16 protein-coding genes are annotated in these 16682 nt (G+C 50.3%); all 16 read right to left on the bottom strand.

The window, feature by feature from the left end:
- Positions 1-35: 35 nt before the first annotated feature.
- Entirely contained in the window at positions 36-827 is a 792-nt protein-coding gene (locus DW931_RS00255) for an RnfABCDGE type electron transport complex subunit B (RefSeq protein ID WP_118482204.1), read from the bottom strand.
- 15 nt (positions 828-842) lie between these two features.
- Positions 843-1418, bottom strand: coding sequence for an RnfABCDGE type electron transport complex subunit A (locus DW931_RS00250; protein ID WP_118482203.1), 576 nt, complete (start codon positions 1416-1418; stop codon positions 843-845).
- On the bottom strand, positions 1418-2116 hold the full coding sequence (locus DW931_RS00245; RefSeq protein WP_118482202.1) for an electron transport complex subunit E: 699 nt from the start codon (positions 2114-2116) through the stop codon (positions 1418-1420). The genes DW931_RS00250 and DW931_RS00245 overlap by 1 nt, the downstream gene beginning before the upstream one ends.
- 14 nt (positions 2117-2130) lie before the next feature.
- A complete protein-coding gene (locus DW931_RS00240) occupies positions 2131-2739 on the bottom strand; it encodes an RnfABCDGE type electron transport complex subunit G (RefSeq protein WP_118482201.1) in 609 nt (202 codons plus the stop codon).
- A complete protein-coding gene (locus DW931_RS00235) occupies positions 2739-3680 on the bottom strand; it encodes an RnfABCDGE type electron transport complex subunit D (RefSeq protein ID WP_107001558.1) in 942 nt (313 codons plus the stop codon). Before DW931_RS00235 ends, DW931_RS00240 begins: the two co-directional genes overlap by 1 nt.
- A 13-nt stretch (positions 3681-3693) precedes the next feature.
- The gene (gene rsxC, locus DW931_RS00230; RefSeq protein WP_107001559.1) at positions 3694-5019 is read right to left on the bottom strand and encodes an electron transport complex subunit RsxC; all 1326 of its coding nucleotides are present in this window, start codon (positions 5017-5019) and stop codon (positions 3694-3696) included.
- Positions 5020-5394: 375 nt separating this feature from the next.
- The gene (locus tag DW931_RS00225; protein WP_107001560.1) at positions 5395-6765 is read right to left on the bottom strand and encodes a sodium-dependent transporter; all 1371 of its coding nucleotides are present in this window, start codon (positions 6763-6765) and stop codon (positions 5395-5397) included.
- A 169-nt stretch (positions 6766-6934) separates the two neighbouring features.
- Entirely contained in the window at positions 6935-7831 is an 897-nt protein-coding gene (locus DW931_RS00220) for a ribokinase (protein ID WP_107001561.1), read from the bottom strand.
- A 60-nt stretch (positions 7832-7891) separates the two neighbouring features.
- Positions 7892-8917 (bottom strand): LacI family DNA-binding transcriptional regulator, encoded by a 1026-nt coding sequence (locus DW931_RS00215; protein WP_117795132.1) that lies wholly within the window; start codon positions 8915-8917, stop codon positions 7892-7894.
- Entirely contained in the window at positions 8914-10059 is a 1146-nt protein-coding gene (locus DW931_RS00210) for a M20 family metallopeptidase (RefSeq protein ID WP_107001563.1), read from the bottom strand. The genes DW931_RS00215 and DW931_RS00210 overlap by 4 nt, the downstream gene beginning before the upstream one ends.
- A 25-nt stretch (positions 10060-10084) precedes the next feature.
- Positions 10085-10831, bottom strand: coding sequence for a glutamine amidotransferase (locus DW931_RS00205; protein ID WP_107001564.1), 747 nt, complete (start codon positions 10829-10831; stop codon positions 10085-10087).
- 17 nt (positions 10832-10848) lie between these two features.
- Complete coding sequence (locus tag DW931_RS00200) at positions 10849-12123, bottom strand: ArgE/DapE family deacylase (RefSeq protein ID WP_117795130.1); 1275 nt, start codon at positions 12121-12123, stop codon at positions 10849-10851.
- Positions 12124-12155: 32 nt separating this feature from the next.
- Positions 12156-13094 carry a nucleoside hydrolase gene (locus DW931_RS00195; RefSeq protein ID WP_107001566.1) on the bottom strand — a complete coding sequence of 313 codons (939 nt, stop codon included), beginning with the start codon at positions 13092-13094 and terminating at the stop codon, positions 12156-12158.
- A 41-nt stretch (positions 13095-13135) separates the two neighbouring features.
- On the bottom strand, positions 13136-14086 hold the full coding sequence (locus DW931_RS00190) for an ABC transporter permease (protein WP_233430272.1): 951 nt from the start codon (positions 14084-14086) through the stop codon (positions 13136-13138).
- Positions 14083-15129: an ABC transporter permease gene (locus DW931_RS00185; protein ID WP_107001567.1), complete on the bottom strand. Its 1047-nt coding sequence runs from the start codon at positions 15127-15129 to the stop codon at positions 14083-14085. Before DW931_RS00185 ends, DW931_RS00190 begins: the two co-directional genes overlap by 4 nt.
- Complete coding sequence (locus DW931_RS00180; protein WP_107001568.1) at positions 15126-16664, bottom strand: ABC transporter ATP-binding protein; 1539 nt, start codon at positions 16662-16664, stop codon at positions 15126-15128. The genes DW931_RS00185 and DW931_RS00180 overlap by 4 nt, the downstream gene beginning before the upstream one ends.
- Positions 16665-16682: the final 18 nt, after the last annotated feature.

The following is a 16682-nucleotide window of genomic DNA, read 5'->3' as shown; positions in this document are numbered from 1 at the left end:
ACCGGACTTTTTATTTCCGTATTCTTTTACGTTATTTACTGAATAACCTTAACCGGGCACTTCGCTGCACAAGCTCCGCAGTTTACACACTTCTCATAATCGATAACAGCTACGTTGTTATCCATATGGATTGCGTCAAACTTACACTGCTTGGTACACAGCGTACAGCCGATACAGCCAACCTGGCAGGCTGCCTTGACAGCCGGTCCGCGATCGTGGGAGCTGCACTGTACCAGATGCTTTGCCTTGTACGGTACCAGGTCGATCAGGTGTTTCGGGCAGGCTGCCACGCAGGCACCACACGCTACACACTTCTCTTTATCGACAACCGCCACACCGTCTACTACATGGATGGCATCGAATTTACATGCCTTCACGCAGGTACCGAAACCGGTACAGCCGTAAGAACATGCCTTTGCACCGCCGCCCGGTACAACGGATGCCTTCGCACAGTCCTCGATACCATGGTACTCGTACTGCACTTTTGTCTTATCGCAGGTACCTTTACATTTAACGAAAGCTACCTTCTTCTCGGAAGAACCAGCCTCTACGCCCATGATAGCAGCGATCTTCTCGCCAACCGGAGCGCCGCCAACCGGGCAGGCATTTACCGGAGCTTTGCCCTCTGCGATGGCCTTTGCAAGACCATCACAGCCCGGGTAACCACAACCACCACAGTTGTTGCCCGGAAGTTCTTCACGGACAGCTGCCTCTTTTTCATCTACTTCTACTTTAAACTTCGCGCCGAACAGACCAAGGCCTATACCAACGATAATACCTACTGCCGCAATAACACCGGCAGCAATCAAAATTGAATTCATATCCATCTTCGTCTCCTCCTTCTACAGTAATCCGGAAAATCCGAGAAATGCAATTGCCATCAGGCCTGCTGTTACCAGTACGATAGGAGATCCCTGGAAGTTATAAGGGATATCATTTCCCTCAATGTGCTCACGGATACCTGCTAAAAGCACGATGGAGATAGTATAACCAACGGCTGTACCAACACCATTTACCACGCTCTGTACAAATCCGTAACCATTCTGAACGTTTGTGATAGCCACACCAAGAACCGCACAGTTTGTTGTGATCAGCGGAAGGAATACACCCAGCGCATTGTACAGGGAAACCATGCATTTCTTTAAGAACATCTCAACGATCTGAACCAGCGCTGCGATAACGAGAATGAAAACGATGGTTTTCAGATAATCGATACCAAGTGGCTGAAGAACAAACTGGTAAATTAAGCTGGCAACGATGGAAGCGATGGTGATAACAAAGATAACCGCACCGCCCATACCTGCTGCTGTTTCAACTTTTTTAGATACACCGACGAAGGAGCAGATACCGAGGAACTGGCTCAGTACGACGTTGCTGACCAGCGCCGAGCTTATGGCAATAATAAGTAATTCTTTCATCACTTCTCCTCCTGTTCCTTATCACATTCTGCAGTATGACCTGCACAGCTTAAGCAATCGCCGTTACATCCGCCTTTCTTCTTCTGTTTTACAGAACCGTTGGTTGCGCACGGCATCTTCAGACGGTTCTGAAGAGCAGTCAGAGCAGCCAGTACGAAGAACGCACCCGGTGCCAGAATGAAGATAGAGATTGGCTGGAAAGCAGCCGGCATAACCTGTACGCCAAAGATAGTACCTGCGCCCAGAAGCTCACGGAAGGAACCGATGAGTGCCAGAGCGACGGTAAATCCAAGCCCCATACCGATACCGTCAAATGCGGACAGAACCGGACCGTTCTTCATGGCATATGCCTCGGCACGGCCAAGGATGATACAGTTTACTACGATCAGCGGAATGTAAAGTCCCAGGGAAGCATATAAGTCCGGAACAAAACCTTCCATCAACATATCTACGATGGTTACGAAGGATGCTACTACTACGATCTCAGCCGGAAGACGCACGCCATCCGGAATAATCTTACGAAGCATCGCAATCAGGATATTTGCCGCAACTAATACGGCGGTTGTCGAAAGACCCATGCCGACACCGTTGATAGCGGAAGTAGTTACCGCCAGAGTCGGACACAGACCCAGCATCTGAACGAAAATCGGGTTTTCTTTCCAGATACCATTATATAAGCGCTCTACATATTTATTCATAATCGTTCCACCTCCTACTGTGCCAGGCAGTTAGCCACGAAATAGATAGCTGCATCTGTTGCGTTGGTAACTGCTTTGGAAGTGATAGTCGCACCACTGATGGCCTGGATCTGATTGTCTGCAGACGCGCCTGTCTTAGTAACTTCCAGCTTTTCTGCTTTCTTGCCGATAAACTGATCCTTGAAATCCGGCTCTTTTGCTCTCATACCAAGACCTGGTGTATCGCTGATGCTTAAGAAACCGATTCCGGTCAGTTCGCCTTCATTAGAGATACCGACTGCAATCTGAACATTGCCGCCATAACTCTCTGCGGAAGTAGAGGTGATAAGGTATCCGATTTTATTGCCGCTGGCATCCAGTGCTTCTTTGGCATCGTTGATGGTTACCTTGCCGTAACCCCACTCAGAGATGCTCTCAGCTGCCGCTGCAACTGCATCAGTCAGTTCCTGAGGTGCGTCAAAGCTTGCTGCCTCCGGATATACTTCCTGAAATGTTTTGGTAGCTGCTGCCTCCTGTGCCTGAGCGATAGGCTCTAAGGTCACATCATGAACAGCACCCAGGCAGAAGCCTGCTACCAGTGTAATAACGAAAAGGATGATTGTATTTTTGATAATCTGGTTCATTATTTCTTCTGACCTCCTTTTCCAAATGCTGTCGGAAGCGTATAGCGCTCAATCAGCGGTACCAGCAGGTTGCTGAAGATGATCGCATAGGAAACGCCCTCCGGAGAAGCACCCCAGAGACGGAAGATTCCGGTTACGATTCCGAGGATCAGTCCGTATACGATCTGTCCCTTCGGAGTCAGAGGACTCGTTACATAATCGGTTGCCATAAAGAATGCACCGAAGATAAGACCACCTGCACAGATCTCACTGAGAGAATAGGTCAGGTTGAATCCGCCAAACAGGAATGTAAATACAAATACGGTTCCAATGTAAATCAGCGGAATAACCGGGCTGATAACTTTGCGGACTACCATGTAAATCGCACCAATCAGCAGGGCAATTACAGATACCTCACCGATAGTTCCCGGGATACGTCCGATTACCAGGGATGCCAGATCCACTGTCTCACCGGCTCTTAACTGTGCCAGCGGAGTTGCACCTGTCAGACTGTCAAATCCAAGCTTTGCGGATGAGAAGTTATTCATAAACAGAGCGAAGGAAGTCAGAAGGAAACATCTGGCTGCCAGTGCCGGGTTCATGAAGTTCTGTCCCAGACCACCGTAAAGCTGTTTTACAACGATGATTGCAAAGAATGCACCAAGAACCGGGATCCAAACCGGGATTTCCGGCGGCATATTCAGTGCAAGAATCATGCCGGTAACAACTGCACTGCCGTCCGAAATCGTAATCGGCTTGTGCATTAATTTCTCATAAAGATACTCGGCTGCCACACTGGCGATCACGGTAGCGATCAGAACCAGAAGTGCATTCATGCCGAACTGCCATACACCATAAACACTGGCAGGAATCATGGCGATCACAACGTCAAACATCAGGCGCTGTGTCGTAACTCCGTCACGAACGTGAGGTGATGACGATACTTTTAATAATTTTTCCATTTCTTCCCACCTCCTACTTTCTGCGGCTGGCTGCTACTGCCTTACGCATCTCTTTGAATGCCTGGGTCAGCGGCCGTCTTGCCGGACAAGCATATGCACAGCATCCGCACTCAACGCATTCCATGCCGTTTAAGCTCTGGAATTTCTCAAGATCGTGAGCCGTAGATGCTTTCATCATCAGCGGAGGTACAAGGTGCTCCGGACAAACGCCTACACAGCGTCCGCAACGGATACATGCTGACGGCTCCATCGCTGCTACCTGGTCCTTGGTAAAGGTGGTCAGAGCAGATGAAGTCTTCGCTACCGGGAAGTCAAGGCTGAAAAGAGCCTGTCCCATCATAGGACCACCAGAAATCATCTTCTCCGGTTCCTGTTTAAAGCCGCCTGCTGCCTCTACCAGTCTCTGATAGTTGGTACCAAGACGTACCTCAAAGTTCTGCGGCTCTGCAATGGCATCACCGGTTACCGTAATGATCTTGCGGATCAGCGGAGTTGTCTTGCATACTGCATTATAAATAGAAGCAACGGTATCAATATTGTCTACGATACAGCCTGCATCTGCCGGCAGCATGGAAGAATTGATCTCACGTCCTGTCACTGCATAGATAAGTGTACGCTCACCACCCTGCGGGTACTTGGTAAGCAGCGGACATACTTCGATCCTCGGCTCGTCCTTTACCATCTCCGTCAGCTTCTTGATAGCCTCCGGCTTGTTGTTCTCGATACCGATAACACCCTTCGCATTGTCAAACAGCTGAAGCATAACCTTCAGGCCGCCGATAATCTGCTCCGGACGCTCCATCATGGTACGATAGTCACTGGTTAAGTACGGCTCGCACTCTGCACCGTTGACGATAACGTAATCAATTGCGTTCTCATCCTTCGGAGTAAGCTTTACATGTGTCGGGAAACCAGCGCCGCCCAGGCCGACGATACCAGCATCCTTAACGATCTTACGGATCTCTTCTTTCGACAGCTTTGTTGCATCTCTGTCTGTTCCGAAGCCCTCAATCGCCTCTTCTTCACCGTCATTCTCCACCAGGATTGACTGAACCATTGCACCATTAGCAACCAGCTTGGACTCGATTCCCTTTACCGTACCGGAAACAGAACTGAGTACGTTTGCGGAAATAAATCCGCCTGCCTCTGCAATGATCTGGCCTTTCAGCACGTGATCGCCCTTCGCTACCAGTGGTTTCGCAGGTGCGCCAATGTGCTGGGACAGCGGATAAACCATGATCTCGCCCTGTAACGGTTCGAGAACCTTGATCGGCTTATCCTCAGACAGTTCTTTACCCTCATATGGATGAATGCCGCCTATAAATGTAGCCAAACCCATCAATTAAACCCTCTTTCTCTTACTAAATTTTCCTTCATCCTCCACCCATTCACCTCCCGTCAGATGCCTTTTCTGCCGAAATTGTGAAAATATTATCGGGCGTAGGAGCTAGAATCTACCGCGTATAGTATAACACAGGTAAAAAAAATTCACAATTGAAAAATGAATCTTCTGCCCCCTTCACTCTGTATAAAAATTAATACAAATGGTTATAATATAGCTTTTGTTTATACAGAATCAACAAAACTGTGTAAAAATCCCGTAAAACTTTCCCTTAAATACTATGTCAATAGCCTTGGCGAAAAAAGGAAAGTCCGGCGGAGTTTGCCTCTGCCGGACTTTCCTTTTTTCTCGTTACCTAAAGAGCTGCACAGTCTACTGGAAAAACTTACTCCAGTACCCCTGCACAAAAATAAACAGCACAATCAGTGGAATGACATATGTCACATACGCTCGCACCTGGCGCGGGAACTTCACGCCTTTTCCCTCATTTGCCTCCTTGAGAAAATTCTCAAATCCCCATCCATACCGGCTGGTACAGAACATCAGGTAAACGAGACTTCCGAGTGGAAGCAGGTTGTTGCTGACGATGAAATCCTCGAGATCCAACACGTTGCTGCCCTCTCCGAACGGCATGAAACCACTCCAGAGATTGAAACCCAGCACGCACGGAAGCGACAGGACCGCAATCACCACCAGATTGACGCAGACTGCCTTTTTGATCGAACAGCCAGTCAGATCCGTTGCAAAGGATACGATATTCTGGAATACCGCTGTGACCGTTGATGCCGCCGCAAAGGTCATAAAGACAAAGAACAGCGTGCCCCAGAAACGTCCGCCTGCCATGTGGTTAAATACATTCGGCAGCGTGATGAAGATCAGGCTTGGTCCCTGTCCTGCCTCGATACCGTAAGCCGCACACGCCGGGAAAATGATAAGTCCCGCCATAAACGCTACCAGCGTGTCAAGGACCAGTACATTGATCGCCTCGCCGGTCAGGCTGCGCTCTTTATCGATATAACTTCCAAAAATCGCCATCGCACCGATACCGATACTCAACGTGAAGAACGACTGTCCCAGCGCCGCAAATACGACCTTGCCGACACCAACCTCCTGAATCTTGCCAAAATCCGGCTTTAAGTAAAATTCAAGTCCCGGACGTCCGCCTTCCATCCGCACCGAATTGATTGCCAGCACAACCATCAGGAATAACAGGCAGACCATCATCATCTTTGTGATCTTCTCAACGCCGTTCTGGAGTCCCATCGCACAGATGGAAAAACAGAATACGACACAGAGCAGCATAAATACCGTCATCAGTCCCGGATTTGCCAGTACAGAGCCAAATTCCCCGGCTACACCGTCCGCATCCAGACCCACGAAATCGCCTTTCGCCATCTTGAACACATACAGCAGAAGCCATCCGGCTACCGTCGTATAAAACATCATCAGGACATAGTTGCCCGCCATCGCGAACCATTTTTCAAAATGCCACTTAGTACCCTTTGGCTCCAGCACATCAAATGAAAGCGCCGCACTCTTCTGGCTCGCTCTGCCGACCGAGTATTCCATAACGATGATCGGAAGACCTAAAAGCACCAGAAATGCCGCATAAATCAGTACAAACGCCGCGCCGCCATACTGACCGACGATGTACGGGAATCTCCACACATTTCCCAGACCGATCGCACAGCCCGCGGAAATCAGGATAAATCCCAGCCGAGAGGAAAAACGTTCTCTTCCCATTTCTACTTACCTTCTCCTTTTTTATTTCTACAGGCCCACACTGACAAGAGTCAGACGGGCGCAAAAAAGAGGCGCCTCCGCAAATCCCGGTACCAGCCCGAATTTCGGAAACGCCACCAAATGGTATTTTACTATATTCTGTTTTAAAAGACAAGTTTTCAGGTGCTTTTTATCCTTCAAACGTCTCGACTTCCTCCCGGTTCGGCACCGACGGAGCTGCTCCTGGGCGGGAAACGGCGATCGCTGCCGCTTTTGCCGCATGTTCCAGCGCCGTCTTCGGGTCTTCACCGAGCTGTAAACCGCCGATAAAATAACCGGTAAATGTATCGCCTGCCGCCGTCGTGTCCACAACCGGCACTTTATAGATTCCCTGACGAAGGACTGTGTCACCATCGCGGTACACGGAACCATCGCCGCCGAGTGTCAGGACAATCTTCGCCTCCGGGAACTGTTTTACCAGTCCGTTCATCAGCGCCTGCGGATCTTTGGTTGCCTCAATGCCGCAGATATCCGACGCCTCCACCTCATTTAATAAGAAGTAATCCACATATTCCAGCGGATAGGACAGGATCTTCGCATTCATCGGGGACGGATTCAGAACGATCTTCATGCCTTTTTCATGGGCTTTCTCCATGATATAGCCGATCTCGCTGATCTCATTCTGTAAAATCAGGAAATCGTCCGCCTCAAACTGTGTCAGGACGCGATCCACCATTTCCCTCGTGATCCGCTGGTTGGCACCGCCATACAGCAGAATGCAGTTCTGCCCTGCCGGATCTTTCTGGATGATCGCGTGTCCTGTCTGCCCGTCGAGATGCTCGATCAACTCCGTGTGGACGCCCGCCTTCTTCATCTGCTCGATAAGGAAATCTCCATCCCCGGCTCCGACAGCTCCGGCGTGCCATACGTCTGCGCCCGCCTTGCTCAGCGCGATCGACTGATTCAGCCCTTTGCCGCCGCTGAATACCTGCAGCGACTCGGAGGACATCGTCTCTCCCGCTCTTACAAAATGATCCACCTGATACGTATAATCAATATTCAGTGAACCAAAATTCAATACCTTCACTCTGCTCCCCTCCTTGACCAATTCCTTCAAAATCTGCCGCCGGCATCTTTGATGTATCGCTTAAGACGGCTGTATTCGCGCCGTACTCTCCCGCACCACCAGTTCCGGCGCAAAGATCACCTTGCTCTCCGGTCTTTTATGTTCCCGTATCTGTTTCAGAAGCAGCCTTACCGCCTCTCTTCCCATCTCCCGTACCTGCTGCCGTATCGTTGTCAGCGGCACCTCCAGCATCCGGGCATAGAAAACGTCATCGTATCCGACGACCGAAACATCTTCCGGCACTTTCTTTCTATATTCCTTGAGTTTTCTGCATACGCCATACGCTGAAGCATCGTTGCAGGCGAAAATCGCCGTAAAATCCTGTGAAATGAGCTGTTCGACTGCCGCCGCGCCGCCCTCCTGCGTATACTCGCCGACACAGACGAGACGTTCATCCACCGGAATTCCCGCCTCCTCCATCGCCCGGCAGTAGCCATGGTAACGCGCCTCCGAATCCATCTGGGTCGCATGCGGTCCCACGACGCAGGCAATCCGCCGGTGTCCAAGACTTAACAGATGGCGCGCCGCCAGATAACCGCCGATCTCATGGTCGGTACCGACCGCCGGACAATTCCGAAGCTCCGGGATCCGGTCAACTACCACATAGGGTATGTGGATCGATTCCAGATAATCAATCTCCTCCGCCGCCATCTCCCGCGTATTATCTTTAGCCATGATAAACACAATGCCGTCCGCGCCTTTATCCGCCAGAAGATCGATATACTCGCGATCCCGGTCATAATTATCATTCGTGTTGCAGAGAATCACACTCCAGCCATTTTCGCGGCACGCCTCATCGATCGCGCGCGCCATATTGGCAAAATATACATTGGAAATATCCGGGACGATAAATCCTATGGTCTTGCTCTGCCGCTTTACCAGACTGACCGCGAGCTGGTTCGGACGATAATTCAGTTCCCGCGCCTTCGCTAGGATCTGATTCTTTGTCTCATCCGAGATCTTATATCCTTTTCCATTGAGAACCAGTGAGATTGTCGTCACGGAAAAACCAGTCTCAGCGGCAATATCCTTGATGGTTGCCCTCACTCATCCACCTCCGATGCGATCAGATCCATGAGAACCTGAATGGATTTCTGATATTTTTCTATCTCGACCCGCTCATTTGGCTTATGCGCCATACCTGCCTCGCCCGGACCAAATAAGAGAACGGCTGCATCCAGCTTGTGTTCCACCAGGATCGAAGCATCTGTAAAGAAATTAATCCCAGTCGTCTCCACCGGAAGCCCTTTTTTCTCCAGTTCCTTCGAGAGCTGTTTCACAAGCGGATGGGATTCTCCAATCTCGATCGCCCGCCGGTCATTGACAATCCGGCAGCTGACGCGGAATTTTTCTTCCGATGTAACGGAACGCGCCGCCGCAAACGCCTCCGCCTGACCGACTACCATCTGGCTTGTCAGTCCTGGTGTCATACGGATATCCATGAGAATCCGGCAGGTGTCCGGCGTCATATTTGGCGCCACGCCGCCGGAAATCTGCGTTACCTGCGCGGTCGATGCGCCGAGAACCGGGTGTGTGAAGCTTTTCACATATGTTTCAATCTCACCTGTCAGCGCCATCGCCTGTTCCACGGCATTGCAGCCCTCATGCGGGTATGCCCCGTGGCTCGTCTTTCCGTGTGCTTCTATCTCCAGCCACAGGCAGCCTTTCTGCGCCACGCCCAGCCTGCATCCCGTCGGTTCTCCTATCAGAAGCGTTCCAATCGACGTCTCCGGGACTTCCTTTAAGATCTCCCTGGCGCCGATGCCGCCCTTTTCCTCATCACAGGTTCCGAGGAAATGGATCGTACGCGGCACCGGACGACCGGATTTTTTATATTCACAGAGCGCGTACACCATCGCGGCAAGCCCACTCTTCATATCGCTGGCACCGCGGCCATAGAGAAAACCGTCCCGTTCCACCGGAACCGCCGGGTCAGTCTTCCATTCTCCGGTATCTCCGTAAGGAACCGTGTCCAGATGCCCGTTCCAGAAGATCGGAGCGTCATCCGACTCCCCCTCAAGCTCCGCCAGCACATTGGCATGTGTCGCGTCAATCCGCTGTATATGTGCAGAAATTCCCGATTGTTCGAAATACTTGCACAAATATTCTGCCACTGCTCCCTCGTCATCCCGTCCATTGACACTCCGAATGGTCAGAAGCTCTTTTAAAAGTTTCACCGCTCCGTCCATACGCGCTCTCCTTTTTCCTGCTATCTTATTTCTGAATCAGCCAGTCTGCGATATTCTGCCACAATTTATTGTAGTATTCCCACTCGCAGAATTCCGGCGGTGCCCAGTGCGGTGCACAGTCGGTTGTGACAACACCACTGCGCCCTTTTCCATAAGAAGCAAATGCGATAAACGGATCGCCCTCTACAGTAACCGGAACCTCTGCCTCCGGTTTTGCGATTACCTTATTGTAACCGAGAACCTCCGGCCAGTCGGTCGGAATGCCCTTTAAAGCTTCATGCTCGCCCACGGTTACCGGTTTTACACCCTCGCAGTGTTCCATACGATCATCGACCGTCAGAACCTCAACTGGAAGAACCTCCTGTACGGCTGTGTCATGCCATTTGCCCTTTGCATCCACGCCGGAGAAGGTCAGATAGCCGCCGACCATCAGAAGAGCGCCGCCATCGTTGACATAGTCGCGGATCAGATTGCAGCGGTTCGGCATTTTCTCACTGCGGTTAAACGTAGCACCCGGCAGAAGCAGGGTGTTCGCTCCAATATCGGACAGAATTACCAGATCATACTGTTTCAGTTCTTCCATTGTAAATGGAAATTCTTCATTTGCCAGATGGTTTGGAAGGAAGGTTACTTCGTAGCCGCCTGCCTCCAATGCAGCTTTCAGCCATTTCTCTCCTGTCTCATAGGTAGAGGTATAAAACGCGTCAAAGCCCTTTACATGGGTGGTATAGCTCATCCAGGACTCGCCTGCCAGTAATACTTTCTTGCTCATGATCATATCTCCTTTTCTCATTTATTTTTTCCCCACGCCAAAATCAGTTTCGCATACACCAGAATCGCTTCCAGATAGGAATCGAGCTTCAGCCACTCATCCACGGTATGGCACTGTGCGCCCTCACCCGGTCCGTACTGGATCGTCGGGCATCCGGCAATGTTGCGCCACAGGCGGGAATCACAGCCAAAATGGGATCCTTCCACCTTCACGTTGCGCGAAAGTGCCTCACTGTACGCCTCCTTAAAGGTGTCTACCAGCGGATGATCCTCCTCCATCTCAAACCCGTGTCCGGTCTGGTAAATGGAAATCTTCGGCGGATGTGCCTCCATCCACGCGTCGGAACGGCTGATCCGCTCAACGACCTCTGTAAATTCCTTTACAACCATATCCTGATTCATCAGGGTAGGAACATAGTGGACGCAGGTAGAAAAACTGCACTCGCCCGGCACGGTAGAACCGGCGGTTCCACCCTCGATCACGCCGATATTTAAGCTCGGCGGCGGAAGCAGGCGGTGGCGGATCGTCAGAAGCCAGCGGTGCTCCATCTCATTTAACCCCTGAATTACTTTGATCGCCTTCTCGATCGCGCTGACGCCCTCGGCTTTTGCACCGGAATGGCACGCTTTTCCTTCAAAATCAACCTTAAAGAATACCCAGCCCATATGCGCCAGAATCAGGGTATCGTCGGTCGGCTCGCAGTTGACAACGCCGTCGGCTTTCAGACCGCGCATTACCGCCTGGATCGAGCCATTGCCTCCGCCTTCCTCGTCACACACGGAGGTAATTGTCACATCGCCCGGCAGCTCATACCCGGCATCCTGCAAAAGCTTTACCGCCATCACCGATGCCATCAGACCGCCCTTCATATCCGTGCAGCCGCGTCCGTACATCTTGCCATCCCGAATTACCGGCTCAAACGGCGGGTTCGTCCAGCCGTCTTCCATCTCCGCCGGCATAACGTCAATATGACCGTTAAATAACAGGCTTTTTCCGCCCTGTTTTCCTTTAAATGTCGCATAGACATTGGCACGGTCGGTCTGGTTGTGCCCCAGGTTTCCTTCCTGATGCTTTTTGTAGCTTTCCTGAATCACAGCCTCATCCATCGGATCCACCGTGATCTCGTCGGCTCCCATCGATTCAAACAGGTTTACCATATACTCCTGTCCCTGTTTCTCCAGACCACCGTCGATTCCGTGCCCTAAGTCATGAGTATCAATTCCCACCAGATTCTTGAGTTCTTCGATATATTTCTCTTTGTTCTGCTCTAAAACTTCTTTCAGGTCTCTCATCTATATCTGCCTCCGAACACAAGTATTATGAACTATGCCTCGCTGTATCTTCTCAGCCCTGCCTCAACGATATCCCAGAACTTCGCCGCATCGATATCGATCGCTACGTTTGCAGTCGGCTCCTGTCCGCCGTAACCGAAGAAATCGCAGTTAGTACGTCCGTAGGACTGGACGCTGCGGATGTCAATGTCCACATGCATCGGTTTCAGGGTCACAACGCTCGGATCAATCAGCCATGCGATCGTAACCGGATCGTGCAGAGGTCCGCCTTCCCAGCCAAATACCTCTTTCTGGGTCTTGCAGAAGAAGCGCATCAGATCCGCAAAGAGCTTGGATGCCTTATTGCCTATCTTCTCCATCCGGTCAACGATCTCCGGATAGCACAGTACCTTGCGGGTAACATCCAGACCCATCATCGTGATTGGGCGTCCGCTGGTAAAGCATACATACGCTGCATCCGCATCGGCGATGATATTGAACTCTGCCGCCGGAGTTACGTTACCATTGGTATACGCGCCTCCCATCAGGACGATCTGTTTGATCTTCGGAATAATCGCCGGTTCCATCCGCATCGCCATCGCCAGATTGGTCATCGGACCGGTTGTCACCATCGTGATATCGCCATCGGACTCCATCAGGGTTTTAACGATGAAATCGACTGCATGCTCTTTCTCTAATTCTTTTGTCAGCGGCGGGAAAACCGGACCATCCAGCCCTGTTTCACCGTGGATATCGCCCGCTATCATTTTTTCACGCACCATCGGCTGTCCGCAGCCCGCATACACTGGCACATCCACACCGAGCCACTGGCACACATTTCTCGCATTAATCTGCGTTTTCTCCAGCGTCTGGTTGCCTGCTACGACTGTAATACCTAACAGATCGATCTTGTCACTGTTCGCCGCCAGCGTGATCGCGACCGCGTCATCATGTCCCGGATCGCAGTCAAGAATAATTTTTGTCTTTTCCATCTGATTATGTCCTCCTTATAGTGTTTTATCTTTCTTCATCATCAGCTTCCCACATGCAGGGATGATTCTCTCTTCTTGTTGGCTGAAATCTTCGCAATCATGGAAATTGCCAGTACCGCGATGGTCACGATATACGGCATCATCAGAACGAACTGGGATGGAATGCCATATGCCTGGAGACGGGCACCGACGGAATCTGAAAATCCAAACAGCAGACAGCCCAGTGTGGTCAGAACCGGGTTGGCACCGCCGAAATACATGGCTGCAACGCCCATAAAACCACGGTTGTTGGTCATGTTCTCGATAAACTGGGTACTGTAACCCAGGGAAAGATGAGCACCTGCCAGACCTCCGATGAGACCGGAAAGCAGCATTGCCTGATATTTCACAGCATTTACTTTGATACCTGCCGTCTTCGCCGCTTCCGGAAACTGACCTACTGCACGCAGACGCAGTCCCCATACAGTTTTATAGAAGAAAAACTGAAGCAGGATAATCAGAACGATGGCAAACCACTCGGTCACGCACCAGTTGTTAAACAGAGCCCCCACTACCGGAAGATTGTCTAAAAATGCAACGTTCACACGGGGAATCGCCTTGATATCCGGGCTTGAAAAACTTCCGGTACTGTGGAAAATCGCATTTACCATGAATTTAGTAATAGCCAGTGCCAGCATATTAATACCCATACCGATGGCGCAGATCTCCGAATTGTACCGGATATGTCCCACTGCCATGATCATAGCAATGACAGCACCGGCGATCATCGCTGCCAGAATGCCTAATAACCAGCTTCCGGTAAAGAAGCTGACTGCAACTGCAGTAAAAGCACCTACCAGCATGATACCCTCTGTACCGATATTTAAGATATTGGCCTGCTGAGTGATAGCCGCACAAAGAGCGGCAAAGATGATCGGAGTCGCTGAACGAAACGTTGCATAAATCAGCGACGCATTAAAGATTTTATCAAAATTCTGCATTATCGCATTCATGCCTTATCCTCCTTCTTCTCCTCCGTTTTCTTTTTACGTTTCTTTGCAAACTGGAACGCAGTCTCCATGGTCGCTATGATAATGAACACAGCTGTAATGGTATCAACCAGTGATTTCGGCACACCGGTTGACTGCTGCATTCCCATAGCGCCCGATTTTAAAACTGCCAGGAAAAATGCCATAAATGGAGTCGAAACCATGTTGTTCTTTACAATCAGAGCTGCCAGCATACCATTGCTTCCAAGTCCGGTTGCAAAGTTGTTCAGGAAATATCCATGAACACCCAGAACCTCGATGCATCCTGCCATGCCGCCCAACATACCAGAAAGCATCATGGCACCGATAAACACCTTCTTAGAATCAATTCCCACATAATCCGCATGGGTCGGATTCAGGCCAACGGTACGAATCTTATAGCCCCAGCTGCTCTTCTGAAGCATAAAAATAATCACAATCACGGTGATGGCCGCGATGAAAATACCTACATTGACACTGCTGGGTTTCATAAACTGATACAGCCTTACCGTAACCGGCAGGGACTGAGCATTGGCAGTACCTGCGCTCATTGGTCCGCTGACCAGATAGGATGTAATATAAAGTGCTACCGTGTTCATCAAAATGGTGGTACATACTTCATTTACATTATAATAGGCACGCAGAACCGCCGGAATAAAGGCCCAGGCAGCTGCTACCACCATAGCACCTACGAAACAGGCCACATACAGAGCCGGCTTCGGAAGGAAGGTCCAGTTAATGCCAATATAAGCAGCTGTGATACCGCCCAAGAAAACCTCGCCCTCAACACCTACGTTAAAAGCACCTGCTTTTGCTGCAACTGCAAAGGCAATGGATGTCAGCAGCAGCGGAGTAAATCCTGCCAAGGTTGTACCAAGACGAAGCTCTCCGTCAAAAGCACCTCGGAACAGCGCCGCATATGCATCAATCGGATTCTCCCCGATCGCTACGATAAACAGCGCACCGACACCCATCGCAACGAGTATCGTAATAAGAATCCTTCGAATACCATTTAATGTCTGATTCATACTGCTGCTTCACCGTCCTTCCCTGTGTCTGTACCGCCCATCATAAGCAGACCCAGATTGTTCTCATTCGCCTCATCCGCACGCATCTCGCCGGTGATCTTGCCCTCATGGATAACAACGATACGATCCGAAAGGGAGATAATCTCCTCCAGCTCTGCCGATACCAGCAGGACACCGGCGCCTGCCTTTTTCGCCTTTTCCAGGGTATTTCGAATCAGCTCGATGGCACCGATATCTACACCTCTGGTAGGCTGGGATGCTACCAGAAGCTTATTGCCAAGAGATACCTCCCGGGCTACTACGACCTTCTGTGCATTGCCGCCGGATAAGGAAGATGTAGGAAGATTATAATCCGCCGGGCGGATATCAAACTGTTCTACCATTTCTTTTGCATAGGTATCCTGTCCTGATTTATTCATCATGATGCCCCTGGTAAATGGAGGCTGATCCAGGCGGACTGCGATCAGATTTTCCTCGATGGTCATGGCACGGTTCAGACCTCTTGTATTTCGATCCTCCGGAATATGGGAAAGACCGCTCTCTCTCACTTTTCTCGGACTCTGATTCGTAATATCCTTGCCGCAAAGAAGGATCTTGCCTTTCTCTACCTTGCGAAGTCCGGTGATCGCCTCAACCAGCTCACTCTGTCCATTTCCATCGATACCTGCCACGCCGACAATCTCGCCGGTCTTGACATGCAGGGACATACCCCGGATCTTCGATGTCTCCTTCTGACTGGGAATCCACACGTCCTGAACCTCCAGAATCGTATCTCCCGCCTCAGAATAAGCCTTATCAATGTTTAAGAATACTTCACGTCCGATCATTCGTTTGGTCAGATCCAGCGGAGAGGTTTCCTCTTTATTAACAGTGCCCATATATTGTCCCTGACGCATCACAGAGATGCGGTCTGATATTGCCATAACCTCATTCAGCTTATGAGAAATAAAGACAAGGGATTTTCCATCCTGTTTCAGATTATTCAGGATTTCAAACAGACGTTCCGCCTCCTGAGGGGTCAGAACCGCTGTAGGCTCATCCAGAATGATGATATCAGCACCTCGCATCAATGTCTTGATAATCTCCACACGCTGCGCCTCGCCTACTGAAATCTGGCTTACCTTCTTATCCAGCTGCACGTCCATATGATACTGTTCAATATACTTTTTAACTTCTTTTCTTGCCTTGTCAAAGTCAATTGTCAATCCCTTTTTCGGTTCAAATCCCAGAATAATATTCTCCAGAACCGTCAGCTCATTCACCAGCATAAATTCCTGATGGACCATGCCGACACCGTGCTCAATTGCAAGCTTCGGTGTGATGGTTCCCATCGGTTCACCTTTGACGATAATCTCGCCCTCGTCAATGGGATACATGCCGTACAGAAGCTTCATCATGGTGGATTTACCAGCTCCATTTTCACCAATCAGTGAATGGATCTCGCCCTTTTTCAGAGTAAATTCACCATGCTTTACCGCCTGAACCTGCCCGAAATTTTTGACAATTCCTTTCATCTCCACTACGTATTCGTTCATTCGATCACCCTCTCGTCC

Source organism: Clostridium sp. AM43-3BH (assembly GCF_003479985.1).
GTDB lineage: Bacteria > Bacillota > Clostridia > Lachnospirales > Lachnospiraceae > Otoolea > Otoolea fessa.
Note: the sequence above shows the minus strand (reverse complement) of the source record. Positions and strands in the feature narration are given on the sequence as shown.

Coding starts and splice junctions, on each gene's coding strand:
- rsxC (WP_107001559.1), bottom strand. CDS start 5,019: ATGGGTTTGGCTACATTTATAGGCGGCATTCATCCATATGAGGGTAAA.
- DW931_RS00250 (WP_118482203.1), bottom strand. CDS start 1,418: ATGAAAGAATTACTTATTATTGCCATAAGCTCGGCGCTGGTCAGCAAC.
- DW931_RS00185 (WP_107001567.1), bottom strand. CDS start 15,129: ATGAATCAGACATTAAATGGTATTCGAAGGATTCTTATTACGATACTC.
- DW931_RS00245 (WP_118482202.1), bottom strand. CDS start 2,116: ATGAATAAATATGTAGAGCGCTTATATAATGGTATCTGGAAAGAAAAC.
- DW931_RS00200 (WP_117795130.1), bottom strand. CDS start 12,123: ATGAGAGACCTGAAAGAAGTTTTAGAGCAGAACAAAGAGAAATATATC.
- DW931_RS00205 (WP_107001564.1), bottom strand. CDS start 10,831: ATGAGCAAGAAAGTATTACTGGCAGGCGAGTCCTGGATGAGCTATACC.
- DW931_RS00235 (WP_107001558.1), bottom strand. CDS start 3,680: ATGGAAAAATTATTAAAAGTATCGTCATCACCTCACGTTCGTGACGGA.
- DW931_RS00210 (WP_107001563.1), bottom strand. CDS start 10,059: ATGGACGGAGCGGTGAAACTTTTAAAAGAGCTTCTGACCATTCGGAGT.
- DW931_RS00195 (WP_107001566.1), bottom strand. CDS start 13,094: ATGGAAAAGACAAAAATTATTCTTGACTGCGATCCGGGACATGATGAC.
- DW931_RS00190 (WP_233430272.1), bottom strand. CDS start 14,086: ATGAATGCGATAATGCAGAATTTTGATAAAATCTTTAATGCGTCGCTG.
- DW931_RS00180 (WP_107001568.1), bottom strand. CDS start 16,664: ATGAACGAATACGTAGTGGAGATGAAAGGAATTGTCAAAAATTTCGGG.
- DW931_RS00225 (WP_107001560.1), bottom strand. CDS start 6,765: ATGGGAAGAGAACGTTTTTCCTCTCGGCTGGGATTTATCCTGATTTCC.
- DW931_RS00255 (WP_118482204.1), bottom strand. CDS start 827: ATGGATATGAATTCAATTTTGATTGCTGCCGGTGTTATTGCGGCAGTA.
- DW931_RS00240 (WP_118482201.1), bottom strand. CDS start 2,739: ATGAACCAGATTATCAAAAATACAATCATCCTTTTCGTTATTACACTG.